The organism is Pseudomonas sp. 10B238 (genome assembly GCF_000970615.1).
Lineage (GTDB): Bacteria > Pseudomonadota > Gammaproteobacteria > Pseudomonadales > Pseudomonadaceae > Stutzerimonas.
This window is the reverse complement of record NZ_KQ033930.1, coordinates 150,704-176,538: the sequence shown is the minus strand read 5'-3', so window position 1 is coordinate 176,538 and position 25,835 is coordinate 150,704. Positions and strand designations below refer to the sequence as shown.

Genomic DNA, 25,835 nt, shown 5'->3' with positions numbered 1-25,835 from the left:
GACAGGCACCGTCATTCGCTTCTGCCCTGGGCTGCGACTGTGGAATCGTTAGATGACGCCTCTCCTGCGTTTGCCTGACCCACCTGAAGCGTGCGAGCTGTGCCTACGTCAGACGCCTTTGACCCGCCATCACCTGATTCCCAAGGCGTTACATGGCAAAAGCTACGTACGCAAACGCTTCGGGCGCGAAGAACGAATCACCGCAACACTGTGGGTCTGTCGGCCCTGTCATAACCAGATTCATCGCCTGTTCAGCGAGAAGGAGCTGGCGCTCCGCTATAACAGCCGCGACGCATTATTAGCCGATCCAGGTCTGCGCACCTTTGTGGACTGGCTGTCGACCAAGCCGGCCGGGTTCGTGCCGCGCCATTAGTTTCGACAGCGTCTGGGTCAGCGCGTCGGAATAATTCGAAATACTCTCCGGTTTGACATTTGCCAGGTGTCGAGTTGTCGCACTTTGGCTATGATCGGCGCCCCAACTTCTCGGGTGCGCATCCTGCGCACAAACCGTTCCCCTTATGCCCTAGGTGCCCCATGCCTGAAATACTTCAGTACGTGCTGATCGGCCTTGCCGTTGCCGCTCTGCTCGGTGTCGTTCTTGAAGAAATCACCCACATCAACAAAGCCAAGGTCACGCTGTTTTTTGGCACCTTTGCTTGGATGTTGCTGTTCATTTTTTCCCCAGAAGGCGCCGAGCGCGATCTGGTTCTGGAAAGCCTCAACGAGAACATTGCCGAAATCGCCGGGCTTTGGATATTCCTCGTCGCCGCGATGACCTTCGTCGCCTATCTGAACAAGAAAGGGTTGATTGAAAACCTGATCTATTTGGTCCTGCCCAAACAAATCAGCGAACGGCAGTTGCTGTTCCTGACCGCGACGTTCTGCTTCGTGTTTTCCTCGTTGGCGGACAACATTACCGCCACGCTGGTATCGATCACGCTGATCATGTCGCTCAAGCTCAGCGCCGAAAAGACGATCAAATATGCGGCGCTGGTCGTGTTTGCGGTGAACTCGGGTGGCGTAGCGCTGATCACTGGTGACGTAACCACCTTGATGATCTTCCTTGCCGGGAAAGTACAGATTCTGCAACTGCTGCTGTTGGCGCTTCCGGCGTTCCTGGCGGTCATGCTGCTGGCGGCGATGCTCTCGCTGGGCATGAACGGTCAGGTGGTGGTGGAAAGCCATCGAACCGATGTCCGCCGGGTCGATATTGCCATCGCGCTGATCTTCCTTGGCACCATTTTGTGCACCATCGCTGGTAACTTCTTCTTCCAGATACCGCCCGTGCTGACCTTCCTGACCGGCTTGTCGATCATGTTTCTGGTGGCGCGCTTCTTCAGCGATGACATCGAAACCGATCCGATTCTGGAATACGTACGCCAAGTCGAATTCGAGACCTTGCTGTTCTTCCTCGGCATTCTGCTGTTGGTCGGCATGCTTAAGGAAATCCATGTGCTCGATGGCTTGGTGCAAATCTACGATCAGGTGCCTGCAGTGGTGGCCAACTACCTAATGGGCATCTTGTCCGCTGCGATCGACAACGTGCCCCTGACCGCTGCACTGCTGAAGTCCGGGCTCGAGATGGGGATTGCTGAATGGATGGTGCTGACCTATGCAGTCGGCGTGGGCGGTTCGCTGCTGGTCATCGGGTCCGCGGCGGGCATTGTGGCCATGAGCAAGGTGCCGGGGCTCACCTTCGGTAGCTATCTCAAGTACAGCCTGTACCTGTTCATCGCATTCAATCTTGGCTTCGCCGGCGTCTATCTGACCGGCCTGGTAGTGGCGGGCTCGCTGGGCTGAGTCGCGCTTGGGCGCGGTCGCTCATAGCCGTTGGGTGAGCTGCCGCGCTTACCAGTGCAGGTTGAAGTGCGAGCCGAGCACGAATTGATCATCGAGCAGGTCCCAGCGTTCGACGCAGACCTTCTTGTCGGCGCCAGGGTGCAGCTTCATGCGATTGAACGAGTTCGGCGATGTCCCACGGACTCGTGATGACAGGGTGGTTCCGGCCTGAATCATCCAGATCTCCCGTGACAGCGCGGTGTACTGCTTGGACAACGGCAATACATAGGGCAGGTGGATGTGCCCGCCCATAACCAGGTCCAATCCTTCGTCGGCCCAGCGGTGCAGCGCAGCATCGGCGTTGTGCTGCAGATTGCTCAGATCGCTCAGCACCATCGCGCCGAAAGGCTGGTGCGCCACGACAATACGCACCTTGTTCGGATCGCTCTGCTTGAGCCGCCGCGTGACGGCCTGCACTTGCTCGTCCGTCACCAGCCCATCCTTGTGCCGCCGTGGGTGGGTGGTATTGAGACCGATCACCAACATCTCGTCATTCTCGAAGGTTGGCTCCAGATCCTCACCGAAGTGGCGGCGATAGTTGCGGTAGGGCATGAGGAAGCGAGCAAAGACGTTGTACAGCGGGATGTCATGGTTACCCGGAATCACCAGCGCTTCTGGGATGCCGTGACCATGCAGGCGCTTGACGAAGGCCTGGGCGTCGGCGAACTGTTCGGCCTTGGCGCGCTGCGTGATGTCGCCGGAAAAGATCAGCAGATCTGCGCCATGCTCCCGCACGTGGTCTTCCATGGCTTGCACGACGGCGGCCTGTTCGGTGCCGAAGTGGGTGTCGGAAATCTGCACGATGCTGGTCATGGGTGGGCGTCTTCTCGTCTGGTGTGCGTGACGGGTGGCATTGTTGCATTCGAAGCCATTCGGCGCCCGGCGTTCCGGTAAATCGCAGGCAGTGGTATCGAAACGTGTTGCGGCGTTGGCCCTGATCGCTTTCGGTTGCGCTGTGCAGGGCCTTGGACTAACCTCCGCGCTGCTTCAGGTGCCCCCTGGCTAAAAGCCAGTGGGTGAAACAGGGAAGCCGGTTCATTCGATGAAGATTCCGGCGCTGCCCCCGCAACGGTAGGCGAGACAGGACACCGCTCACAGCCACTGTGCCACAGGCATGGGAAGGCCGCGGTTCCGGGATGCAAGGCATCCGCTCGCAAGCCCGGAGACCGGCCTGTCGCATTCCACGGCAGTGCGGCGGGCGCTGATCGGGGTGCGGCTGCTTGCACCTGCGCTCCTTTCGCATTCTCCGTCTGCCCTTATCGACTGATGTCGTGCGGCGGGCACGACGGAGACCTGAACTTGATCTGCAAGACCCTCAATACCTCAGCGGCGTGCCTGCTGCTTGGCTATGTTTCGCTTTCCCATGCTCAGCCGGTCCAACCGCTGAACCTCAACGACCAGGTGGTTACAGCCACGCGCACCGAGCAGGCGCTCAGCCGTATTGCTTCCACCAGCGTCATTACTCGCGAACAGATCGTACGCAGCCAGGCGCAGAGCGTTTCCGAGCTGCTGCGCGGCCTCGCGGGCGTCAATGTGGCCTCCAACGGCGGCCGTGGCAAGACTTCAGCCGTCTATGTACGTGGCACCAGCAGCCAGCATCTGCTGGTTTTGGTCGATGGGGTGAAAATCGGCTCGGCCACATCAGGTGGTGCATCGCTGGAGAACATTCCGGTCGAGCAAATCGAGCGCATTGAACTGGTCCGCGGCCCTCGTTCCAGTCTGTACGGTTCGGAAGCGGTAGGCGGCGTCATGCAGATCTTCACGCGGCGTGGAGAGGGCGAAGGGTTCAAACCCTATTTTTCCGCTGGCGCGGGCAGCCGCTCCAGCTTCGACGGCGCCGCGGGCATATCCGGTAGCCAGGGTGCCGGATGGTTCAATCTCGGCGTGGCGAGCGCGTCAACCGACGGTATCAATTCGAGGGCCTATCGGCCGTCAGCACCACGCTCCTACGAACCCGATGCGGACGGTTATCGCGAGCTGTCCGGAGCCTTGCGAGGTGGATATCGCTTCGACAATGGATTGGAGCTGGACGGCAGTTGGCTGCATGTCGACACCCACAGTGACTACGACTCTCGGTCTACCTCAGGTGCGACAGGTCGCTTCGCCTATAGCGACGGAAGCCAGCAAGTCATCGGTGGCCGGGCACGATTCAAGCCGCTCGAGCCGTGGTTGGTGACCCTGCAGGCCGGTCACAGCGAAGACAACACAGACAACTTCCGCGACGGTCGTTTCTATTCTCGCTTTGACACCAAGCGTGATTCTTTCAATTGGCAGAACGACTTCAGCGTGGCCGACGACCAGTTGCTCACCCTGGGTTTTGATTACCAGCAAGACCGCATCGACGTCACGGACGACTATGCAGTGGACGCCCGCGATAACAAGGGCGCCTACCTGCAGTATCAGGGTCGCTTCGGCCGCCACGGCTTGTTGGCTGGCCTGCGCCGCGATGACAACGAGCAGTTCGGGAACCATGACACCGGCAATCTCGGCTGGAGCTATGACCTGCGCGACAACCTGATGCTGAGCGCGTCCTACGGCACGGCTTTCAAGGCGCCCACTTTCAATGATCTCTACGCACCGGACACCGGCTTCACGGCGGGCAATCCTGACCTGCTGCCGGAAGAGTCGCAAAGCTATGAGCTGGGCCTGAAGGGTGAACAGCAATGGGGCGAGTGGAGCCTCAACGCGTTCGAAAACCAGATTGAGGATCTGATTGTCTGGACGGGAAGCAGTCCCATGCAGCCCCAGAACGTCGACGTGGCGCGTATTCGCGGGATCGAAGGCGTTGTCGGCACCGAGCTGCTGGGCTGGGATGTCGTCACCTCGGTGACCTTCCTCGACCCGCAGGATCGCAGCAAGGCCAATCACGGGCATCTACTGCCGCGTCGCGCCAAACGGACGTTGAATGTCGACCTGGACCGTGCCATTGGGCGCTTTGCCATCGGCACGACGCTGTACGCCGCAAGCGAGCGGTTCGACAAATCCAGCAACACCGAAGCCGAGCGCTTGCCTGGCTATGCCCTGGTCGATCTGCGTGGCGAATACCGTCTCGATGATGCCTGGCGACTGCAGGCAAAACTGAGCAACCTGTTCGACCGGGATTACGAAACCGCCCAAACCTACGAACAGCCCGGCCGCGCGATCCATTTCACGGTTCGCTACCAGGCACTTTAATCGCGCTTCGGCGCTTCGCCCCAAGGAGAACACCGATGATCAAACTGTCCGCTAGAGCCCAACTGGCTGTCGGTATTGCGCTGGTCGCGCTGATGGCCATGACGCGCGGCCAGCACTTCGCTTCGGTGAACCTGCCAAGCGCCTCTTGGGCGGTGTTCTTCCTGGCGGGCGTGCTGTTGGCGCCGCGCTGGGTGTTTCCGGCTCTGTTCGTCGAGGCGTCGCTGCTGGATTTCGCCGCCATTGAATGGCAGGGCGTGAGCAGCTACTGCATGTCACCGGCGTACTGGATGCTGGTGCCTGCCTACGGCTCCCTGTGGTTCGGCGGACGGATGTATGCGCGGTTGCACCGTGACCACCTGAGTAGCCTGGCATTGCTGGCGGGCGTCGTGGTGCTCAGTGCCTTCGTGTGCTACCTGTTTTCGGGCGGCGGCTTCCTGTTTTTCTCCGGCCGCTATCCAGACCCGAGTCTGGCGCAGCTGGCCGAGCGCATTGGCGTGTACTACCCGCGCTACCTGGGTAACTTGGCGCTGTATGTGGGAACCGCAGCGGTCATGTTCGTCGGCCTGCGTGCTTGGAGCGCACAGCGTGAAGGCGCTCGCGCATGAGTGAGTTCAGCGCACGCGATGATCGCCATAAGGCACGGATGCAACGCAAGAAGGCAGTCATCGACGAGAAGATCGCCGAAGCGCAGGACGAGTACGGCCTGCTGCTGGTGCATACCGGTAACGGCAAGGGCAAGAGCAGCTCGGCGTTCGGCATGGTCGCCCGCGCACTCGGCCATGGCATCAAGGTGGGCGTGGTTCAGTTCATCAAGGGCGCGGCCAGTACCGGCGAAGAAAGCTTTTTTCGTCGATTTCCTGATGAGGTCCGCTACCACGTGATGGGGGAAGGCTTCACCTGGGAAACGCAGGACCGCCAGCGTGACATCGCCAAGGCAAAGGAGGCGTGGAACGTCGCCGCACAGCTACTGGCTGATCCGGACATTGGTCTTGTCGTGCTGGATGAGCTGAACATTGCCCTTAAGTACGGCTATCTGGAACTCGACCCGATCCTCGCTGATATCGAGTCGCGACCGCTATTGCAGCATGTGGTGGTCACCGGCCGCGGCGCGCCGCCGGGTTTGATCGAGGCAGCCGACACCGTGACTGAAATGAGCCTGATCAAACATGCCTTCAAAGCTGGCGTGAAGGCGCAGAAGGGAATCGAGTTCTGATGTTTGCAATCAAGGCATACGCAGTTGCTGAGCGCTGGGGAGGGCAATGAATACGCCACATGACTGCCCGGCGCTGCTCATTGCCGCGCCAGCCTCCGGCCAGGGTAAAACGACCGTGACCGCTGGCCTGGCTCGCTTGCATACGCGCCAAGGCAAACGCGTGCGTGTCTTCAAGTGTGGTCCGGACTTCCTCGATCCCATGGTGCTGGCCCGTGCCAGTGGTCACCCGGTCTATCAACTCGATCTGTGGATGGTGGGGGAAGCTGAAAGCCGCCGCCTGCTATGGGAAGCGGCGCGTGATGCTGACCTGATCCTCATCGAAGGCGTGATGGGACTGTTTGACGGCACGCCGTCGGCTGCCGATCTGGCGCGGCAGTTTGGCGTGCCGGTATTGGCGGTGGTCGATGGATCGTCCATGGCGCAAACCTTCGGGGCGCTGGCTCATGGTTTGGCCAGCTATCAGCCGGATCTTCCGTTTGCCGGCGTATTGGCCAACCGGGTCGGCAGCAGCCGCCATGGCGAGATCCTGCGCGACTGTTTGCCAAAGCAGATTGGCTGGTTCGGAGCCCTGCCGCGCGGCGATTCGGTAGGCCTGCCCAGCCGCCATTTGGGGCTTGTACAGGCGCAGGAACTGGCAGATCTGGACGCCCGGCTCGACGCGGCTGCCGACGCTCTGGCAGCGAGCGCGGATTGCAGACTGCCGACGGCGATCAGCTTTCCACCACCGGCACCCGAGACGCTGCCGAAACTGTTGAGCGGTGTGCGTATCGGTGTGGCACGTGACGCTGCCTTCTCCTTCGTCTATCAGGCAAACCTCGACCTGCTGCAAGCGCTCGGTGCAGAACTGTTGTTCTTCTCGCCACTGCGATTCGCCCGCCTGCCCGCAGTCGACAGTCTGTATCTTCCGGGCGGCTACCCGGAGCTGCACATGCGGGCATTGAGCCGAAACCGCACGATGGCTGAGGCGATACGCGCCCATCACGAGGCGGGCAAACCGACCCTTGCCGAGTGCGGGGGCATGCTCTATCTGCTCGACGGCTTGACCGGCCAGGATGGGGTGCGTGAAAGCATGCTTGGCCTGATGCCCGGCGAAGCGACGATGCAGAAGCGTTATACCGCGATGGCGCTGCAGGAAGTACAGCTGCCGGAAGGGCGCCTGCGCGGCCACACCTTTCACCATTCCTCCCTTGAGTCGCCGATGCAGCCGCTGGCGCGGGGTGAATGTCCGAATTACAAGCGCACGGCCGAGGCGGTTTACCGGCAGGACCGGCTGACGGCTTCCTACATCCATTTCTACATGCCGTCCGATCCGTTCGCGGCTGCGGCGATGCTTAGTCCATGAGCGAGTTTGCCTTTACCGCGGCGCAGCGCGCCGGCGTTTACCGGGCGATTGGCGAGCGTCGCGACATGCGGCATTTCAGCGGAGGCGAGGTTGCACCCGAGTTGCTGGCGCGCCTGCTCGAGGCCGCGCATCAGGCGCCCAGCGTGGGCTTGATGCAGCCCTGGCGGTTTCTTCGTATCAGCCGTCCCGAATTGCGCAGCGCCATTGCCAGGCTAGTCGAGGAGGAGCGTTTGCTCACTGCCGCTGCGCTGGGCGAGCGGGGCGAGGCATTCATGAAGCTCAAGGTCGAGGGCATTCACGATTGCGCCGAACTACTGGTCGTCGCGCTGATGGATGGCCGCGAGACACACGTGTTTGGTCGTCGCACACTGCCGGAAATGGACCTCGCTTCGGCCGCCTGCGCGATCCAGAATCTCTGGCTCGCCTCGCGGGCCGAGGGGCTGGGTATGGGTTGGGTATCGCTGTTCGATCCGCAGGCACTGGCTGATCTGCTGCAGATGCCCGCTGGGGCTAAACCCGTTGCGGTGATCTGCTTGGGTCCGGTGGCTGAGTTTTATCCCGCGCCAATGCTCGCGCTCGAAGGCTGGACCAAGCCGCGACCGCTCTGTGAGTTGCTGTTCGACAACATTTGGGGCCAGCAGTCGTGAGCGTTGCCCTGAGCTGCTTGGGCGGCGTTGCACTCGATGTACTGCTCGGCGAACCCCGTCGCGGTCATCCCCTGGTTGCGTTCGGCAAGCTGGCCGATCGGCTCGAGCATCACTTCAACGGCCCCGGCGGTCGCGGCTGGCGCAGCCATGGCGTTACCGCCTGGTGCCTCGCCGTGCTGCCGCTGACGGCAGCGGCGTGGCTGCTCGGTTCGTTGCCGACTGTTGGCTGGCTGGTTGAGATCTGCTTGCTCTACATGGCTTTGGGACTGCGCAGCCTTGGCGACCATCTGCTGCCGGTAGCACAGGCGCTGCGTCAGGGTGATTTGGCTGAAGCACGCCAGCGCGTCGGTTTCATTGTCAGCCGCGATACACGCGAACTCGACGAGCAGGGCGTCGCCCGAGCCGCGACCGAGTCGGCATTGGAGAATGGTAGCGATGCGGTATTTGCCGCGCTGTTCTGGTTCGTGCTGGCAGGCGCACCCGGTGTGGTGCTGTACCGGCTGAGCAATACGCTCGATGCTATGTGGGGCTACCGCAACGAGCGCTTCGAGCGATTCGGCTGGGCCGCGGCGCGTATCGATGATGTGTTGAATTTCATTCCAGCGAGGCTGGTTGCGCTCACATATGCGCTGTTGGGCCAGACGCGGCGAGCCTGGCGTTGCTGGCGCACGCAAGCGCCGCTGTGGGACAGCCCCAACGCCGGCCCCGTGATGGCTGCCGGGGCCGGTGCGCTAGGCGTGGCGCTGGGCGGTCCGGCTATCTACCACGGCGAGCTGCATCACAGACCCGTGCTCGGAGAAGGCGAACCGCCTCAGGCTCGAGATATCGAGCGCGCACTGGACATGGTCTGGGCCGGCGTCGGTCTTTGGTTGCTGGCATTGCTGCTGGGAGGCTGGCTGGATGCTTGAGCACGGCGGAAAACTGCGTAGGGCGGCCGAGCACTTTGATATACCGCTGCACGACTGGCTGGATCTATCTACCGGCATTGCGCCATACGGTTTCGATCTGCCAGCCATTCCTAGCGAAGCCTGGCTGCGCCTGCCGGAAACCGAAGACGAATTGGAGACAGCTGCGCAGGGCTATTTTGGTGCCGCGTCGCTGTTGCCAGTGGCTGGCTCTCAGGCTGCGATCCAGATGTTGCCGCGCTTGCGCAGGCCATTGCAGGTCGGAATCGTTTCGCCCTGTTATGCGGAACATGCCGAAGCCTGGCGCCGCGAAGGGCATCGTCTCAGCGAATTCAGCGAGGGCAGTGTGCCGCGGGCCCTCGACGGGCTTGACGTGCTGGTCGTGGTCAATCCCAACAACCCCACCGGCCGCCTTTTACCGCCGGAGCAACTGCTCGCCTGGCACGGCCGTCTCGCCGAGCGTGGCGGTTGGTTGATCGTTGACGAAGCGTTCATGGATCCGACCCCGTCTCACAGCCTGGCGCCCCATAGCCATCTGCCGGGGCTGATTGTGCTGCGCTCGTTCGGCAAGTTCTTCGGTATGGCCGGTGCGCGGCTGGGGTTCGTGCTGGCGGAACAGAGTTTGCTGTCTGTGCTGAGCGATGCACTCGGGCCATGGCCGATTGCCGGCCCGTCACGCTTCATTGGCACCGTATTGCTTGCCGATCTCGACGGGCAGCGTCGTCAGCGCGAGCGCCTGCTCGGCGACAGCGCGCGTCTGGCGCAGCTGCTCTCAGAGCGCGGGTTGCCACCTGCCGGCGGATGCGGGCTTTTCCATTGGGTTGTGACGGAGGAGGCGATGATGCTCCGTGAGTTTCTGGCCTGCCAGGGCATTCTGGTGCGCCGCTTTCTACATCCGCCGAGTGTGCGCTTCGGGCTGCCGGCAGACGAAGCGGGATGGGCGAGGCTGACGCGGGCGCTGAGCAATTATCAGGCGTTGAGCGCATGAGCACCTTGATGGTTCAGGGCACAACCTCCGATGCCGGCAAGAGCACCTTGGTGACCGCGCTGTGTCGCTGGCTCAAGCGCCAAGGTGTCGCCGTCGTGCCGTTCAAGCCGCAGAACATGGCACTGAACAGTGCGGTAACCGCTGACGGCGGCGAGATCGGCCGCGCACAAGCGGTGCAGGCCCAGGCCGCAGGATTGCCGCCGCATACCGACATGAATCCCATCCTGCTCAAGCCCAACAGCGATGTCGGTGCGCAGGTGATCATCCACGGTCGCGCCGTCAGCAACATGGATGCCGTGGCCTACCACGACTATAAGCGCGTGGCGATGGAGGCGGTGCTGGCTTCGCACCGGCGCCTGCGCGATGCCTATCAGGTGGTAATGGTCGAAGGCGCGGGTTCGCCGGCCGAGATCAATCTGCGCGCCAACGATATCGCCAACATGGGCTTCGCCGAAGCGGTCGACTGCCCGGTGATCCTGATCGCCGATATCGACAAGGGCGGCGTGTTCGCACACCTGGTCGGCACGCTGGAATTGCTTAGCCCCAGTGAGCAGGCGCGGGTCAAAGGCTTCGTGATCAACCGTTTTCGCGGCGATATTGCCCTGCTGCAGCCGGGCCTCGACTGGCTCGAACAGCGTACAGGCAAGCCCGTTATCGGGGTGCTCCCGTACCTTATGGATTTCCACCTCGAAGCAGAGGACGCCGTCGACGTGCGTCAGTCCGCGAAGAGCGAGCAGACCTTGAAGGTTGTGGTGCCGGTCCTGCCGCGAATCAGCAATCACACCGACTTCGATCCGCTGCGTTTGCATCCTCAGGTTGATCTCCGCTTTGTTGGGCCCGGACAAGCAGTGCCGCCTGCCGATCTGATTATCCTGCCGGGCTCTAAAAGCGTGCGGGCGGATCTTGCCTGGCTGCGCGAGCAAGGTTGGGAATCGGCGATACAGCGGCATCTGCGTTACGGCGGCAAGCTGCTCGGAATCTGTGGCGGGCTGCAAATGCTCGGCGAATGCATTGCCGATCCGCTTGGCCTGGAAGGGCCGGCAGGGCAGAGCGACGGGTTGGGATTGCTTCGGTTCTCTACAACGCTGGCTGCCCACAAGCAGCTGCGGAACGTGCATGGACGACTGGGGATCGATAACGTCGAGATCAGCGGCTACGAGATTCACGCAGGTATCAGTGACGGACCCGCACTGGAGCGTGCCGCCGTACGACTCGACGATGGCCGCCTAGATGGTGCGATCAGCGAGGACGGTCAGGTGCTCGGCACCTACCTCCACGGCCTGTTCGAGTCGCCAGCTGCCTGCGAGGCGCTGTTGCGCTGGGCGGGGCTGGAGAGGGCGCAGCGGGTCGACTACCAGGCATTGCGAGACCGCGACATCGAACGTCTGGCGGATCTGGTCGAGAAGCACTTGGATGTCGGGCGACTGCTGACGCTTTGCGGCCTACCAACGGAGACGGATGCATGATCGAGCTTATCCTCGGTGGCGCGCGGTCCGGCAAGAGTCGTTTGGCCGAGCGGCTTGCGGTTGAAAGTGGCCTGGCGGTTACCTATATCGCCACGAGCCAGCCATTGGATGGCGAGATGAACGAACGAATCGCTCATCACCGTGCCCGGCGCCCCGCCAGCTGGGCCTTGATTGAAGAACCGCTGACGCTGGCGTCTGTCCTGCGTGAACATGCCCGTGAGGATCGCTGCCTGCTGGTGGATTGCCTGACGCTTTGGCTGACCAATCTGCTGATGCTGGACGACCTGGTTCGCCTGACGGAAGAACGTGAGGCCTTGCTTGAGTGCCTCGCTGACCTACCGGGGCGGGTGCTATTGGTCAGTAACGAAACAGGGCTGGGCGTGGTGCCGCTGGGGGAGTTGACTCGCCGATATGTCGATGAGGCAGGCCTGCTGCACCAGGCCCTCGCCGAGCGTTGTCAGCGCGTGGTGTTCACCGTGGCGGGTTTGCCAATGACCCTGAAAGGAGCGGCGCTTTGAACAAGCAATGGTGGCTGGAACCCTGCCGGGTACCGGATGAAGCGGCACGCCAGGCGGCACGCCAGCGCGATGCCCTGTTGACCAAGCCTGCGGGTTCGCTGGGACGTATCGAAGCGGTAGTGCCGCAGTTGGCGGCTTTGCAGGGTCGCGCTCGTCCATCAGCGGAGCACGTTTTCATCGCCATTTTTGCGGGCGATCATGGCGTTGCCGAAGAAGGCGTCTCGGCGTTCCCGCAATCGGTGACTGGCCAGATGCTTGCCAACTTCGTCAACGGTGGAGCAGCGATCAGTGTGCTGGCGAAGCAGCTCGAGGCGACCCTGGAAGTGGTTGATTTGGGGACAGCGGCACCGTTGTCGTTGCCTCGGGTGCGCCATCTTTCGCTGGGGCCGGGCACCCGCAACTTCGCCAAGGAGTCCGCGATGAGTGCCGAGACCTGTCAGCTCGCCATGCAGGCCGGGCGCGACAGCGTGCTGCGGGCGCAACAGCAGCGGAGCGAGCTGTTCATTGGTGGCGAGATGGGCATCGGCAATACCACTACTGCGGCCGCGCTGGCCTGCGCTTTGCTGGGTTGCGCGCCGCACGAATTGGCGGGGCCAGGCACCGGCTTGGACGAGGCTGGAGTGGCGCGTAAGCGTGTAGTCATCGAGCGGGCACTGGCGCTGCACGCGGGATCGCACGACACCCTCGGCTGGATGCAGCGGCTCGGTGGTTTCGAACTCGCTGCGCTCACTGGGGCCTATTTAGCGTGCGCGCAGCAAGGCATCGTTGTGCTGGTCGACGGCTTTATCTGCAGTGTGGCGGCGCTGTGTGCGGTGCGTCTGAACCCAGCCTGTCGTGACTGGCTGCTGTTCGCCCACCGCTCGGCTGAGCCGGGCCATGCCGCTGTGCTCAGCGCATTGGATGCTCAGCCGTTGCTCGACCTTGGCCTGCGTCTGGGCGAGGGCAGCGGCGCGGCGTTGGCGGTTCCGCTGCTCCGGATGGCCTGTGCGCTGCACGACGGTATGGCCACATTCGAAGAAGCCGCCGTTGCGGTGAAACACTCATGAGCGTGCAGCTGGAGTTGCTGCGTCACGGTGAAACCGAAGCCGGCGGCGGTTTTCGCGGGCGGCTGGATGATGCCCTCACCGCAACAGGTTGGCAGCAGTTGCGAGCAGCCGTTGTCGCCGCCGGGCCCTGGGACCGCATCATCAGTTCACCCCTGCGCCGCTGCGCGGATTTCGCAGCTGAGCTCGCCGAGCAACGGTCACTTGAGTTCGAACTTGAACCCGACCTTCGTGAACTGGACTTCGGCGATTGGGAAGGGCGCACCGCTGCGGATCTGATGGTGGATCAGAGCGAAGCCCTGGGCCGCTTCTGGAGCGACCCGTACGGCTTCACTCCTCCCGGCGCGGAGCCCGTCGCTGACTTCGAGGCGCGCGTGCTTGCAGCAATCGAGCGGCTGACCGATCGATGTGCAGGCGAACGCGTACTGCTGGTCACGCACGCGGGCGTGATGCGGCTGCTGCTGGCGCAGGCGCGTGGGTTGCCGCGCGAAGGTCTGCTGCAGGTTGAGGTCAGTCATGGGGCGTTGTTCGGGCTGAGAACCGGTTTCGCCGACGCCACGCTCTGGCTGGAAGAACGATGCAGCCCTTTTTGATCGCGCTGCAGTTTCTCACCTGCCTCCCGGTACGGCTGCGCGGAATGCCCGAGCCGCAGCAAATCGGCAGGTCGCTGCTGTATTACCCGCTGGTGGGGTTGCTGCTGGGCGGCATGCTCTGTTTGCTCGGCGTGGCTCTCGGCAATGCGGCGCCACCCTTGAAGGCCGCTTTGCTGTTGGCCGCGTGGGTTTGGCTCACCGGTGCGCTGCACCTCGACGGCCTGGCCGACAGTGCGGATGCCTGGCTGGGTGGCTTCGGCGACCGGGAGCGAACCCTGGCGATCATGAAAGACCCCTGCAGCGGCCCGGTTGCGGTCGCCGTGCTGGTGTTAGTCCTGCTGCTGAAGTTCGTCGCGTTATGGACCCTGCTTGCGCAAGGCAATCAATGGGTGCTTTTGGCGGTGCCGCTGGTAGGGCGAAGCGTCATGTTGGGGTTGTTTCTGACTACGCCCTACGTGCGGCCCGGCGGTTTGGGCCAGTCCCTGGCCGAGCACATGCCGCGATCAGAAGCGCGGGTGGTGTTGGGGCTGATCGTGCTCGGTGGCGTCCTGATGGGTGCTGGTGGTTGGGTTGCGCTGGCCGTTGCCGCTTGTGTGGGAGTGCTGGTGCGCCGCGCCCTGGTTCAGCGGTTGGGCGGTACCACGGGTGACACTGCCGGTGCGTTGTTGGAGCTGGTGGAGTGTGCGGTGCTGGTCGGCTTGGCGCTGCTGGGCTAGGGCGAGCCCTCAACCCAGCAATGCGACTGTCTTGATCTGCGCCCAGAGCGCCTTGCCCTCGGTAACCCCGAGCTGATCGGCCGAACGCCGCGTAATGCGCGCCAGCAGTGGTGTGCCTTGCGCGTCCAGGCGAACCAGAACATGGGCTGGCGTATCGGCGGTGACCACTTCAGCAACCCGCACCGGTAGCAGGTTGCTGATGCTGGTGCCTTCCGCACGTTCCAGCGTCAAGCTGACGTCCCGCGCATGGACGCGAAAGCGCAGCCGATGACCGACCGATTCGCTCCGTTGCGCCACCAGGACGTCACCGCCCTGAAACGTCAGACGAGTGAGATGGTAATCGGTGTCGTGCCCGGCAATTTCCGATTCGATGACGACGCCTGCATCCTCACCGAACGCAGTCGGTAGATCGAGGCGTGCAAGGGTTTCGTGCAGCGGCCCCTGCGCAACGACCTGGCCCTCATCGAGCAGAACCAGGTGATCAGCCAGTCGCGCCACTTCGTCTGGTGCGTGGCTGACATAAAGCAGTGGTATATCCAACTCGTCGTGCAGACGTTCGAGGTACGGCAGGATTTCCTGTTTGCGCTTCACGTCGAGGGCAGCCAGAGGCTCGTCCATCAGCAGCAGACGGGGGCTGGTCAGCAGTGCACGTGCGATGCCGACCCGTTGTCGCTCGCCACCGGAAAGTCGCTCTGGCATGCGATCCAGAAGATGCTCGATGCCCAGCAGTTCGACAGCCTGATTCCAGACGACACGCCGGTCCTGTGCTGGGACGCGCTTCATGCCGAATTCGAGATTGCCTTTGACGGACAGATGGGCGAATAGATTGGCATCCTGAAACACGTAACCAATCGGGCGCTGGTGCGGTGGCACGAACCACTGGCGGCTCGAGTCTTGCCAGCAGTCGCCATTGACCACCAGTGTTCCGGTGCTGCTGCGCTCGAGCCCGGCGATGCAGCGCAAGCAACTGGTCTTGCCCGAGCCCGAGGGGCCGAACAGGGCGCTGACACCACGGCCCGGTAGTTTGACGTCCACGTCGAGCGCGAAGCCTGGATGGGCCAGACGCAGCTGTGCATGTATTCCGCTCAGGTTGTTGTTCATCCGCGCCACCCCTGCCGCAGCGGGCTTGCATAGAGAACGAGTAGCACCAGAAAGGAAAACAGCAGCATCCCGCCGGCCAGCCAGTGCGCCTGGGCGTATTCCAGGGCTTCGACGTGATCGTAGATCTGTACGGACAACACGCGGGTTTTCTCGGGGATGTTCCCGCCGATCATCAGCACCACACCAAACTCGCCCACCGTATGGGCGAAGCCGAGAATGCTGGCCGTTACGAAACCTGGCCGTGCCAGTGGCAATACGACGGTGAAGAAGGTGTCCAGCGGGCCCGCACGCAAGGTTGCTGCGGCTTCCAATGGACGTTCGCCAATCGCTTCGAAGGCGTTCTGCAGCGGTTGCACCACGAAGGGCATTGAGTAGAACACCGAGCCCACGACCAGACCGGCAAAGGTGAACGGCAGGACACCCAGACCGAGCGTTTGGGTCAGTTGCCCAACGGGGCCATTGGGGCCCATCGCTACCAGTAGATAGAAGCCGAGCACACTGGGTGGAAGTACGAGGGGGAGCGCCACCACGGCGCCAATGGGGCCTTTCAGGCGTGAGCGGGTCCGTGCCAGCCACCATGCGATGGGGGTTCCGAGTAGTAACAGCAGAACGGTGGTGATGCTGGCGAGTTTGAGTGTCAGCCAGATCGCCGAAAGACTGGCGTCATCCAGGGCGGGTATTTCCATCACCTACCGACCATAACCGTAGGCGTTGATCACCTCAGTTGCCTTTGCGCTTCGCAGGTAATCGAGCAGTGCGTGCGCCGCCGGGTTGTCGCGACCTTTTGTCAGCAGCAGAGCGTCCTGGCGAATCGGTGGATGATAGGTGGCGGGTACTACCCAGCCGGACCCCTGCCGAATTTCACCGCTTTCGATTACCTGAGAGAGCGCGACGAAGCCGAGTTCGGCGTTGCCGCTGGCGACGAATTGATGGGTTTGTGCAATGTTTTCGCCTTGCACCAGCTTGCCTCTGACCGAGTCGGCAAGACCCAGCTTTGTCAGCGTCGCCATCGCTGCGGCGCCGTAGGGTGCGGTTTTCGGGTTGGCGATCGCGAGGTGACGATATGCCTGATGGGTAAGCACCTTGCCCTGATCGTCGACATAACCTTCATTGGCTGACCACAACACCAATGTACCGATGGCGTAGGTGAAGCGGCTTCCAGCAACACCCAACCCTTCGTCTTCCAGCTTGGCTGGAATCTGTTCATCCGCTGCCAGCAGTACTGAGAAAGGCGCCCCGTTGCGAATCTGCGCGAAGAGCTTTCCAGTCGAGCCGAAGGACAGCAGTACCTTATGGCCGGTATCGCGTTCGAACTGATCAATGATGACGCGCATGGGCGCGGTAAAGTTCGACGCCACCGCAACCTGGATTTCATCGGCATGGCCGATCAAAGGCGTAAGTGCAGCCAGCGCTGCGACCAGGGTCATACGAATACGATACATCATGCTCATCAATCTACCGCGATGATTACGTGAGAGGCTTTGATCAGCGCCGTACAGGGCTGACCGACGGCCAATCCGAGCGCTTCGGTGCTTTCATTGGTGATGACTGCCCCCAGCGTTCGGTTGCCGGGAAGTAGCAGCTTGACCTCGCAGCTGACCGCACCAGGCGTGATGGCGCCGATGGTTCCGCTCAGACGGTTGCGGGCGCTGATCTTCACGTCGGGATCAGGTGACAGCAGGACAAAGCTGGCTTTGACCAGCGCCATGGCGATCTTGCCGGGTGCCAGCTGAAGCTCGTCGATACTGTCGTTGGTCAGCGTCGCGGTCATCGTTTGTCCGTCGCCGATATCCATGCTGACGCTGCCGTTCACCGCGCCTCGTTCGACCTGGGTAATGCGGCCCCGAAACTGGTTGCGTGCGCTGGTTTTCATGGCGATCGCCCGAAGCAGTTTGTCGAAATCTTCGAACCCATCGATACCCTGGGCGACCTGCGCCAGGAAGCGTTCGTACTCGTGTTGCATGCGCTGCCAGATATGCAGCATTTCCCGACCGAATTCTGTCAGTTGCGTCCCGCCGCCCTTGGTGCCGCCCGCTGAGCGTATGACCAGCGGGCGCTCGGACAGATTGTTCATGGCATCCACCGCATCCCAGGCCGCCTTGTAGCTGAGCTTGATGGCCTTGGCCGCGCGACTGATCGAGCCCGTCGCTTCGATCTGTTCGAGCAGCTCGATGCGCTTGCCACCGAGATAGCCCTTCTCGCCACGGTTGAACCAGAGCTGCCCGTCTATGCGCAACGGTTCGAATGGTCTCGGATCGCTCATGTCTGCCCCCCATAAGGAGCGGCCATTTTGGCAAGCGCTATATAGAATTGTATATAGCGTTATCGCGTGGGCCTCATATATTGAGATTGAGCTACCGTTGCTCCGGGCGCGACTCGGGAGTAGCGTGGCCTCGATACCGCTTTCTGGAGCTTCGTCATGAGAATTGAATGGGTTGCCGCCTCACTTGCGCTGCTCCTGTTGGCTGGTCCCGCAGCGGCCGAACAGTGCCCGGCGTTGCTGCAACATGAACTTCCGAAGCTGCGATCAAAGGAAACCATCGATCTGTGCGAGCAGTTTCAGGGTAAGGCGTTGGTTGTGGTCAACACCGCCAGCTTTTGTGGCTTCGCACCGCAGTTCAAGGGGCTGGAGGCGCTGTATCAGCGCTACAAGGGCGATGGGCTTGTGATTCTCGGCGTGCCGTCCGATGACTTCTTTCAGGAGTCTGACGATGCGGCCGAAACGGCAGAGGTCTGCTATGTAAATTACGGGGTGACCTTCCCCATGGCTGAGACTCAGCCAGTGCGCGGCAGCGATGCGATACCACTGTTTCGGCAGTTGGCCGAGCAGGCCGGTGGGGCGCCGCGCTGGAATTTTTATAAATATGTGGTCGATCGCAACGGCAAAGTGGTCGACTATTTCTCGAGCAAAGTCGAACCGGACGATCCTGAGCTTACTGCTGCGGTGGAAAAGGCGTTAGCCGAGTAGCGGGAGGGATGCCCCGACCGGTCGGTCGGGGCGGGGTGCATCAGAAGCGGTAGGTCATCGCAGCGCCGAAACCGTGAGCGCTGTTTTCGTATGTGGCGTTGTAGACGCCACGAGTTGCGCTGGTCTGCTGGATCTTGGTGTCCTCTTCCCACAGGTAGGAATAGGCCAGATCAACCGTCATGTCGTCGGTAGGGTTCCAGGCCAGACCGAAGCTCACCGCAGTGCGGTCGCCAGTCGGGATGCGTGGTGAGCGGTGGGTGTTGTTGGTCGGACTCTGGTCGAAGGCCATGCCGGTACGAAGCGTCCACTGCTTGTTCAGTTTGTAGGCTGCACCGAGTGCATAGGACCAGGTGTCATGCCAGTCCTGCTCTTCGGTGATGGTGCCAACGCGCGGCGCGATCGGACCTGGCATCCCGTCGTTTTCGATGATGATCGCCTCGAGGCGGCTCCAGCGCGTCAGCATCGCACCGCCGTAAAGCGTCCACTGGTCGTTCAGCTCGTGCGTCATGGATACGTCGATCGACTCAGGCGTTTCCAGATCGAGCGATGCGTCGTAAGTACCTGCGAACGGACCGAAACCGATTCCGGAGACACGTGTTTCGCCTTCCAGCGTGTAGTCGACTTTCGAGTGGTACGTTATTCCCAGGCGGGTTTGAGGCGTGAACTCATACAACAAGCCTGCGTTGAAACCGATGGCGGTATCGTCGCCAGTTACTTTAATTCGGCCGTCATTGGCGCCAGGGGACGCAGCGTTCAGAACAGCGCTCTGAAGCTCGCCGTCGATCCGGTTGATGGTCGGACCGAAGCCGATCGATAGCTTCTCGTTGAACCGGTAGCTGACCGTAGGCTGGACGGTGATAACGCGGACTTCGCTGTAATCGCCAAAGTAACGACCCTGGAATCCGCTTTCGTAGTCAGTGATCAGGCCGAACGGTACATAGATACCGACGCCAACGGCCCATTTGTCATCCAGCGGCTTAACGTAATAGCCCATCGGGACCGCGGTGAAAGGAACCATGTCGCCGTCGTTGGAGCCGTTGCCAGGGAGTCCGCTGGTGTCGTTGATATCCGTCTTCGCATTGATCGCCGCCATGCCGAAGCTGACCTGCTCGCGCTGGAGGCGCGACATGCCGGCTGGGTTGCCGAACAGGGTAGTGGCGTCATCGGCAGAAGAAGAGCGACCGGCAAATGAGGTGCCCATGCCGCTGATGCTTTGTTCGTTAAGCGCGAAGCCGGCAGCCATGACCTGAGTGGAAAGGGCACCTACGGCTACTGCAATCGCGGTCTTCAACCATGTTTTTTTCATTGTTGTACTCCAGGGGAAAAAGCGGCTCGGACCCTACCAAGCTTCTCTGATCTGTCGCAAACGAAAGAGTGCAATTTTTCGTAAAGAACGACGATCGGCGCCGATAAAAGGTCGAATTGCCGATAAAACCCGCTGGGCTGAATCTGACCGGCCGGTCGCATTTGATCGCCTGGATCAGGCGATAGGTCGTTGTGGGTCGGTGATCCATTCGCTCCAGGAGCCTGGGTACAGTTTGGCCAGCGGGTAGCCGGCCAGGCAGAGGGCAAACAGGTTATGGCAGGCCGTCACGCCAGATCCGCAATAGGCCACCAGATCATCTGCTGGCTGGTCGACCAGGTGCCGGTCGAATCGTGAACGCAGCTGTTCGGGAGAGAGAAAACATCCTGTCGCATCAAGGTTTTCGGTAAACGGCACACAGCGAGCACCAGGAATATGCCCTGCCACAGGATCGATAGGCTCCTGTTCGCCGAGAAAGCGAGGCAGGGCACGCGCGTCGAATAAGGTCAGACCAGGCTGCCCGAGGCGTTTTGCCAGCTGTTGCGTGGAAACTAGCAAAAGGTCGTCGGGAGCCCCGTGGAACTGGCCGGGCTGAGCGTTGGCCGGTTCTCCAGTTACTGGCCCGCTGGCATCACGCCAGGCTTTGAACCCACCATCCAGCAAATACACACCGCTGCGTTTGCCCAGCCATGCCAGCAGCCACCATGCCCTTGCGGCAAATGCGCCGGGGCCGTCGTCGTAGATCACGACTTCGCTGTCATCATTCAGGCCTGCCGCGCGGAGTCGCGCAACCAACTGCCCCGGCTGCGGCAACGGGTGTCGACCGGTCTGGCCGCGGACAACCGGGCCTGACAGGTCGTTTTCCAGATCGAGAAAGCGCGCACCGGGAATATGCGCCTGTTCGTAGCTACGCCTCCCATATTCAGGGTCTTCAAGGGCGAATCGGCAATCGAAAATGCACAGATTCGGCTGCGAAAGGCGTGCGGTCAGTTCCGCAGTGTCGATCAGTTGAGCAAGCGGCATGGAAGGGCTCCGTTCGAATTCGGGGGAAACGTTATCACGCAGGCGGACACGGCGATCAAAGCGCTGGAGTTGGGGGGCGCGATATATACTGCGTGCCTTTTCGCCCGCTCGTCGGTCGTAACATCGGACAACAAGGAGGGCCTAGTGGCCATCGAAACTCAATGGGTGCTGGATGATGCGCAACTGACCCGCCTGTGTGCCGAATGGCGCCAGCTGCCTTATATAGCAGTGGATACGGAGTTTATGCGGGTCGATACCTTCTACCCGATCGCCGCGCTGCTGCAGGTGGGTGATGGACGTTGTGCCTATCTGATCGATCCATTGCTGATTACCGATTGGGCTGCTTTTGCCGGTCTGCTGACGGATCCGGCGGTCGTGAAAGTCTTGCATGCGTGCAGTGAAGATCTGGAAGTGCTCTGGCGGTTGACCGGTAGCCTTCCGGTGCCGTTGTTCGATACGCAGCTGGCTGCTGGCTATCTGAATATCGGCTTTTCCATGGGCTACTCGCGGTTGGTGCAGAGCGTGCTGAACATTGAGCTGCCCAAAGGTGAGACGCGCTCCGATTGGCTTCAGCGGCCCTTGAGCGAGATGCAGGTGCGCTATGCAGCCGAAGACGCCCAGCATCTGGCTGAGCTGTACGAGGCCCTGCTGCCGAAGCTGTCCGACGAGAAGCGCGCCTGGGTCATAGAAGACGGCGCCGAGTTGGTCGCCAATCTCCAGCGCGAGACCGATCCGGATGAAGCCTATCGTGACGTCAAGCAGGCCTGGCGATTGAAGCCGCGTCAGCTGGCGGTGTTGCGAGTCCTGACGGGGTGGCGTGAGCGGCAGGCGCGTGCACGTAACCAACCCCGTAATCGCGTATTGCGTGAACACAGCTTGTGGCCACTGGCCCGCACCCAGCCAACCGATCTGGTAAGCCTGGCGCGTATCGATGACATGCACCCGCGAACGGTACGCCAGGATGGCGAGACGTTACTCGAGCTGATCCGTACTGCCGCTGCGACGCCCGAGCAGGACTGGCCTGAATCTTTACCGGAGCCATTGCCACTCGACGCGTCGGCGCTGCTGAAAAAATTGCGTACTGTCGGTCAGCGCGAAGCCCAAGCCATGAACATCGCGCCGGAATTGATGCTGCGCAAGAAGGTGCTGGAAGCCTTGTTGAAATCCGGATATCCCGACGGTCCTTATCAGTTGCCTGAGTCGCTGCGCGGTTGGCGCCGCGAACGAATGGGGCAAGCCCTTCTTGACGTGCTGGAAGAGAAATCATGAAACGCATCTGCTCCATCTATAGAAGCCCGCGTAAGAAAGGAATGTACCTGTACGTCGAGCGCAGCGAAGCGCTCGCCCGGGTGCCGGAAGCTTTGCTTGCCGCTTTCGGTCCGCCGCAGCTTGCCTTCGATATCGTCCTTACGCCTGAACGCAAGCTGGCGCAGGAGGACATCGCGACGGTGCTCGATAACCTCGAGAAACAGGGTTATCACCTGCAAATGCCACCGCCAGAGGATGACTATATCGAGCACCTGCCTGAAGAGCTTTTGCGCAGAAACGACCCGATGTAAACCGTACGCGTTACTGACGAGCGACAAGAAACAATAGCAGGGGCGGGCCTATGCTCAGATGACATCAACAAAACGGAGATGGCTCATGAACATTCGCTCTTGGATTATTGTTCCTGTTCTGACTGGTCTGGTAATGACAGCTCAGGCTCAGCCTGCGCCGGACTATGATGAGCAAGCTTGGCAGCAACACTGGCAGAAGATGCAGGAGTACCGTCAGGCTTGGGAGAATGCAAAGACACCTGATGAGAAGCAAAAGCTTCGCGATCAGCACTGGCAGAGCATGCAGTCTGGGTTCGGCATGATGGATGGCTGCCCGATGGGTGGGGCGGGTGCCGGCATGGGCAAGTCTGGTGGTAAGGCCATGCAGGGCGGGATGAGCGGAGGCCGTATGATGGGCATGCAGCCTTCCAAAGAAATGCTGGACCTGCGCATCCAGCAGATGGAGCGGATGCTCGAGCAAATGCGGAGTCACCGGGATTTGCTGGACAAAAGCTGACGGTGCGAGGGCCGTCTTAGGAGTCAAAGGCGGCCTTGCATGTCGTTGGTCTACCGGCAGGCCCTTTGCTATTGGCCGGCCGTCTGCTGCCGGCTAGACTCGCAAGTTTCCGAGATGGCTATTCATGGCAGCAAAAGTCGAACCCTTCTGGATGCGCAAGACTCTGGCCGAGCTGGACTCAGCCGAGTGGGAGTCGCTTTGCGATGGCTGTGGTCTTTGCTGTCTGCAAAAGCTTGAGGATGAAGAGGATGGAAGCGTTTACTACACCCGTATCGCCTGCAAACTGCTCGATCTGAAAAGCTGCCGTTGCACCGACTATCCCAACCGCCGCGCCAGTGTCCCTGACTGCGTCCAACTGACAGCGGTGGACGCTGCGCAATTCAAATGGCTGCCGCCTACCTGTGGCTACCGCCTCGTAGCCGAAGGTAAGGATCTACCGCTTTGGCATCATCTGGTGTGTGGCGATCCAGATGCCGTGCATGCCGAGCGGATTTCTCAATCGGGCCGCATGATTACCGAGGGCTCTGTGGCTGATGAGGACTGGGAAGATCATCTGATATTCCGGGCCGGTTGAATCTACCTCAGTCCGCGTCGTCATAGCACTGAACCCAATCTGGAGCCGCTCGATGTCCCGCCGTCAGTTACCGCTGCTTGCCGTTCTGTTGCTTTCATTCGTTGCGCCACTTCAGGCGGCCAAGCGGGTCGACCTGGACTACACCGTCAAGTTCGTTCCCGAGCAGGGTATTGCGGAAGTGGAGCTCGCCCTCGAAGACGGCGGCGCGGTTAAATTTCTAGATCTGAATCTTGGCAAGGAACAGGCCTATGGCGATTTCCAGACAAACAGCGAAAGCAGCTGGGAGGAAGATGGTGGGCGCGGAGTCTGGCGGCCAGGGCCTGGCAAAGCACATTTGAGTTATCAGGTTAAGGTCAGTCATCAGCGCAAAAGTGGCCGCTTCGATGCGCGGATGACGGATGACTGGACGTTGCTGCGCGGAGACGATCTGGTGCCCGCCGGTCGCCTTGATCAGCAGGACGGAGTCAGACTGGTTTCTCGGCTGCGGTTCGAACTACCCAGCGGCTGGAAGAGCGTCGAGACCGGTTGGCCACGTATCGGGAAGAATCGCTTTCGCATCGACAATCCTGAGCGCCTGTTCGATCGCCCGACCGGGTGGATCCTCGCCGGCAAGCTCGGCAGTCGCCGGGCCCGACTCGGTGAAACCGACGTGGCGGTTTCTGCCCCGGTGGGCGAAGGGATGCGCAGGATGGATATCCTTACGCTGCTGACCTTCGTCTGGCCCGAAATGCAGAACGTGTTCCCCCGGGATCCTGAGAAGCTGCTGGTTGTGGGGGCCGGCGACCCGATGTGGAGAGGCGGTTTGTCTGGCCCCAATTCGCTATTCATGCACGCTGACCGTCCACTGGTCAGCGAGAACGGGACCAGTTCGCTGGTGCATGAGCTGGTTCATGTGTTCAGTCGAATCTCGGATGCTGATCGCAGCGACTGGATAAGCGAGGGGCTGGCCGAGTACTACGCGATCGAGCTGATGCGCCGCGCCGGCGGCATGAGCGAAGATCGCTACCAGGCGGTTCGAGAGCATCTGACTGAATGGAGCCGCAAGGTCGATAGCCTGCGAACCGAGCGATCCAGTGGTCCGGTCACAGCCAGAGCCGTGCTTCTGCTGCAGGAACTTGATCGGGAGATCCGCCAGCGCAGCAAAGGACGCCACTCGCTTGATGATGTTGCGCGGGGTTTGATGCGACTGGATCGGGTAACCACCGACGACTTCATCAACATCACTGAAACCATGCTGGGTGGCGGATCGAAGGTTCTTGATAGCCGGTTGTTGCGCTAGGGTCGGCGTGGTGCGTAGGCGGTGCCTGTGGTGATGAATCCATTCGACCAAAGGACCTTGTGATGAGTCTGATTGATCTCAGGAGCGATACGGTCACCCAGCCGACCTTGGGCATGCGCGACGCCATGCTGGATGCAACCACTGGCGATGATGTGTATGGCGAGGATCCGACGGTCCGCCAGCTGGAACAGACGTTGGCGGCGCAGCTGGGTTTACAGGCTGGATTGTTTTTGCCCAGCGGAACCATGAGCAATTTGTTGGCGCTGATGGCGCATTGTGAGCGGGGCGATGAGTACATCGCTGGGCAGTTGGCGCACGCCTACAAGTACGAAGCCGGCGGTGCTGCAGTGCTTGGCTCGATCCAGCCGCAGCCGATCGAGATGGAGCCGGATGGCTCGTTGGATCTGGCGCGCGTCGCGGCGGCGATCAAGCCGGACGACTTTCATTTCGCCCGTACGCGTTTGCTGGCGCTTGAAAACACGATGCACGGCAAGGTCCTGCCGCTCGCCTACCTGGCTGAGGCAAGAGCGTTCACGCATGAACGTGGGCTTGCGCTTCATCTAGACGGGGCTCGCTTGTTCAACGCGGTGGTCAAGCTGGGTTGCACGGCTGGTGAGATAGGGCGCCACTTCGATTCGGTGTCGGTGTGTCTGTCAAAAGGCCTGGGGGCGCCTGTCGGTTCGGTGCTCTGTGGTGATGAGTCCTTTGTTGCCAAGGCACGGCGATTGCGCAAGATGGTCGGCGGGGGCATGCGCCAGGCCGGAGTGCTGGCCGCGGCAGGCCTCTACGCTTTGGATCATCAGGTCCAACGTTTGGCAGAAGACCACCAGCGCGCCAACGACATCGCCGAGGGGCTGCAAGCGCTGGGCTATCGCGTCGAGCCAGTCCAGACCAATATGGTCTACGTTGATATGGGTGACCGCGCAACGTCGCTGAAAGCGTTCTGTGCCGAGCGCGGCATCGTCATCACTGCTGCGCCTCGGCTGCGGTTGGTGACGCATTTGGACGTGCTGCCAGAGCATGTCGATCCGATTCTCGAGAGCTTTGCAGCATTCCTCAAAGCATAGGTTCGAATCGCTGTCGAATAG

At 61.3% G+C, this 25,835-nt stretch carries 28 protein-coding genes and 1 riboswitch; of the genes, 21 read left to right on the top strand and 7 right to left on the bottom strand.

From position 1 onward, the window contains the following. Nucleotides 1-52: 52 nt before the first annotated feature. Nucleotides 53-373 (top strand): hypothetical protein, encoded by a 321-nt coding sequence (locus tag RT21_RS07580; protein WP_045425909.1) that lies wholly within the window; start codon nt 53-55, stop codon nt 371-373. A gap of 161 nt (nt 374-534) precedes the next feature. Then, nucleotides 535-1,800 carry a sodium:proton antiporter NhaD gene (gene nhaD, locus RT21_RS07575; protein ID WP_046162249.1) on the top strand — a complete coding sequence of 422 codons (1,266 nt, stop codon included), beginning with the start codon at nt 535-537 and terminating at the stop codon, nt 1,798-1,800. 48 nt (nt 1,801-1,848) lie between these two features. Here nhaD and RT21_RS07570 read toward each other — a convergent pair whose 3' ends face one another. Next, a complete protein-coding gene (locus tag RT21_RS07570; RefSeq protein WP_046162248.1) occupies nt 1,849-2,652 on the bottom strand; it encodes a metallophosphoesterase family protein in 804 nt (267 codons plus the stop codon). Nucleotides 2,653-2,811: 159 nt separating this feature from the next. Further along, nucleotides 2,812-3,029, top strand: a riboswitch (cobalamin riboswitch). Nucleotides 3,030-3,141: 112 nt separating this feature from the next. Here RT21_RS07570 and btuB point away from each other — a divergent pair. Genes btuB through RT21_RS07510 form a run of 12 tightly spaced genes read left to right on the top strand, consistent with a single transcriptional unit; the run spans nt 3,142 to nt 14,444 of the window. Beyond that, nucleotides 3,142-5,013: a TonB-dependent vitamin B12 receptor gene (gene btuB, locus RT21_RS07565; protein ID WP_371263604.1), complete on the top strand. Its 1,872-nt coding sequence runs from the start codon at nt 3,142-3,144 to the stop codon at nt 5,011-5,013. A 35-nt stretch (nt 5,014-5,048) separates the two neighbouring features. Further along, entirely contained in the window at nt 5,049-5,618 is a 570-nt protein-coding gene (locus RT21_RS07560) for a hypothetical protein (RefSeq protein ID WP_046162246.1), read from the top strand. After that, on the top strand, nt 5,615-6,226 hold the full coding sequence (gene cobO, locus RT21_RS07555; RefSeq protein ID WP_046162245.1) for a cob(I)yrinic acid a,c-diamide adenosyltransferase: 612 nt from the start codon (nt 5,615-5,617) through the stop codon (nt 6,224-6,226). The genes RT21_RS07560 and cobO overlap by 4 nt, the downstream gene beginning before the upstream one ends. Before the next feature lie 46 nt (nt 6,227-6,272). Further along, nucleotides 6,273-7,568, top strand: a complete 1,296-nt coding sequence (locus RT21_RS07550) for a cobyrinic acid a,c-diamide synthase CobB (protein WP_046162244.1) — start codon at nt 6,273-6,275, stop codon at nt 7,566-7,568. Continuing rightward, nucleotides 7,565-8,215: a 5,6-dimethylbenzimidazole synthase gene (gene bluB / locus RT21_RS07545; protein ID WP_046162243.1), complete on the top strand. Its 651-nt coding sequence runs from the start codon at nt 7,565-7,567 to the stop codon at nt 8,213-8,215. The genes RT21_RS07550 and bluB overlap by 4 nt, the downstream gene beginning before the upstream one ends. Further along, a complete protein-coding gene (cbiB, locus tag RT21_RS07540) occupies nt 8,212-9,123 on the top strand; it encodes an adenosylcobinamide-phosphate synthase CbiB (RefSeq protein WP_046162242.1) in 912 nt (303 codons plus the stop codon). Before bluB ends, cbiB begins: the two co-directional genes overlap by 4 nt. Beyond that, entirely contained in the window at nt 9,116-10,108 is a 993-nt protein-coding gene (cobD, locus tag RT21_RS07535) for a threonine-phosphate decarboxylase CobD (RefSeq protein ID WP_046162241.1), read from the top strand. Before cbiB ends, cobD begins: the two co-directional genes overlap by 8 nt. Then, nucleotides 10,105-11,574 (top strand): cobyric acid synthase, encoded by a 1,470-nt coding sequence (locus RT21_RS07530; RefSeq protein ID WP_046162240.1) that lies wholly within the window; start codon nt 10,105-10,107, stop codon nt 11,572-11,574. Before cobD ends, RT21_RS07530 begins: the two co-directional genes overlap by 4 nt. Beyond that, nucleotides 11,571-12,092 carry a bifunctional adenosylcobinamide kinase/adenosylcobinamide-phosphate guanylyltransferase gene (gene cobU, locus RT21_RS07525; RefSeq protein WP_046162239.1) on the top strand — a complete coding sequence of 174 codons (522 nt, stop codon included), beginning with the start codon at nt 11,571-11,573 and terminating at the stop codon, nt 12,090-12,092. The genes RT21_RS07530 and cobU overlap by 4 nt, the downstream gene beginning before the upstream one ends. Next, nucleotides 12,089-13,138 carry a nicotinate-nucleotide--dimethylbenzimidazole phosphoribosyltransferase gene (cobT, locus tag RT21_RS07520; RefSeq protein ID WP_046162238.1) on the top strand — a complete coding sequence of 350 codons (1,050 nt, stop codon included), beginning with the start codon at nt 12,089-12,091 and terminating at the stop codon, nt 13,136-13,138. The genes cobU and cobT overlap by 4 nt, the downstream gene beginning before the upstream one ends. Continuing rightward, on the top strand, nt 13,135-13,728 hold the full coding sequence (gene cobC / locus RT21_RS07515) for an alpha-ribazole phosphatase family protein (protein ID WP_046162237.1): 594 nt from the start codon (nt 13,135-13,137) through the stop codon (nt 13,726-13,728). Before cobT ends, cobC begins: the two co-directional genes overlap by 4 nt. Next, nucleotides 13,713-14,444, top strand: a complete 732-nt coding sequence (locus tag RT21_RS07510; RefSeq protein ID WP_046162236.1) for an adenosylcobinamide-GDP ribazoletransferase — start codon at nt 13,713-13,715, stop codon at nt 14,442-14,444. Before cobC ends, RT21_RS07510 begins: the two co-directional genes overlap by 16 nt. Before the next feature lie 9 nt (nt 14,445-14,453). Here the strand turns inward: RT21_RS07510 and modC are convergent, their stop codons facing one another. Genes modC through RT21_RS07490 form a run of 4 tightly spaced genes read right to left on the bottom strand, consistent with a single transcriptional unit; the run spans nt 14,454 to nt 17,808 of the window. Continuing rightward, nucleotides 14,454-15,545, bottom strand: coding sequence for a molybdenum ABC transporter ATP-binding protein (modC, locus tag RT21_RS07505; protein WP_046162235.1), 1,092 nt, complete (start codon nt 15,543-15,545; stop codon nt 14,454-14,456). Continuing rightward, the gene (modB, locus tag RT21_RS07500) at nt 15,542-16,231 is read right to left on the bottom strand and encodes a molybdate ABC transporter permease subunit (protein ID WP_046162234.1); all 690 of its coding nucleotides are present in this window, start codon (nt 16,229-16,231) and stop codon (nt 15,542-15,544) included. Before modB ends, modC begins: the two co-directional genes overlap by 4 nt. Before the next feature lie 3 nt (nt 16,232-16,234). Beyond that, entirely contained in the window at nt 16,235-16,990 is a 756-nt protein-coding gene (gene modA / locus RT21_RS07495) for a molybdate ABC transporter substrate-binding protein (RefSeq protein WP_046162390.1), read from the bottom strand. Nucleotides 16,991-16,995: 5 nt separating this feature from the next. After that, entirely contained in the window at nt 16,996-17,808 is an 813-nt protein-coding gene (locus RT21_RS07490; RefSeq protein WP_046162233.1) for a TOBE domain-containing protein, read from the bottom strand. Nucleotides 17,809-17,964: 156 nt separating this feature from the next. Here RT21_RS07490 and RT21_RS07485 point away from each other — a divergent pair, with 156 nt between their 5' ends. Next, entirely contained in the window at nt 17,965-18,513 is a 549-nt protein-coding gene (locus RT21_RS07485; protein WP_046162232.1) for a glutathione peroxidase, read from the top strand. 40 nt (nt 18,514-18,553) lie between these two features. Here the strand turns inward: RT21_RS07485 and RT21_RS07480 are convergent, their stop codons facing one another. Continuing rightward, a complete protein-coding gene (locus tag RT21_RS07480; protein WP_046162231.1) occupies nt 18,554-19,819 on the bottom strand; it encodes an OmpP1/FadL family transporter in 1,266 nt (421 codons plus the stop codon). 174 nt (nt 19,820-19,993) lie between these two features. Continuing rightward, nucleotides 19,994-20,839 carry a sulfurtransferase gene (locus tag RT21_RS07475; protein ID WP_046162230.1) on the bottom strand — a complete coding sequence of 282 codons (846 nt, stop codon included), beginning with the start codon at nt 20,837-20,839 and terminating at the stop codon, nt 19,994-19,996. Nucleotides 20,840-20,983: 144 nt separating this feature from the next. On the opposite strand from RT21_RS07475, the gene rnd reads away from it, so the two are divergent. The 6 genes from rnd (at nt 20,984) to ltaE (ending at nt 25,814) form a co-directional block, all read left to right on the top strand. Further along, a complete protein-coding gene (rnd, locus tag RT21_RS07470; protein WP_046162229.1) occupies nt 20,984-22,108 on the top strand; it encodes a ribonuclease D in 1,125 nt (374 codons plus the stop codon). Then, nucleotides 22,105-22,398 carry a YcgL domain-containing protein gene (locus tag RT21_RS07465; protein ID WP_045425964.1) on the top strand — a complete coding sequence of 98 codons (294 nt, stop codon included), beginning with the start codon at nt 22,105-22,107 and terminating at the stop codon, nt 22,396-22,398. Before rnd ends, RT21_RS07465 begins: the two co-directional genes overlap by 4 nt. 85 nt (nt 22,399-22,483) lie before the next feature. After that, nucleotides 22,484-22,894 carry a hypothetical protein gene (locus RT21_RS07460; protein ID WP_045425967.1) on the top strand — a complete coding sequence of 137 codons (411 nt, stop codon included), beginning with the start codon at nt 22,484-22,486 and terminating at the stop codon, nt 22,892-22,894. Between the two features lie 124 nt (nt 22,895-23,018). Continuing rightward, nucleotides 23,019-23,468 (top strand): YcgN family cysteine cluster protein, encoded by a 450-nt coding sequence (locus RT21_RS07455; protein WP_045425970.1) that lies wholly within the window; start codon nt 23,019-23,021, stop codon nt 23,466-23,468. A 52-nt stretch (nt 23,469-23,520) separates the two neighbouring features. Next, nucleotides 23,521-24,747, top strand: coding sequence for a hypothetical protein (locus RT21_RS07450; protein ID WP_046162228.1), 1,227 nt, complete (start codon nt 23,521-23,523; stop codon nt 24,745-24,747). A gap of 62 nt (nt 24,748-24,809) precedes the next feature. Beyond that, on the top strand, nt 24,810-25,814 hold the full coding sequence (gene ltaE / locus RT21_RS07445; protein WP_046162227.1) for a low-specificity L-threonine aldolase: 1,005 nt from the start codon (nt 24,810-24,812) through the stop codon (nt 25,812-25,814). Nucleotides 25,815-25,835 lie beyond the last annotated feature (21 nt).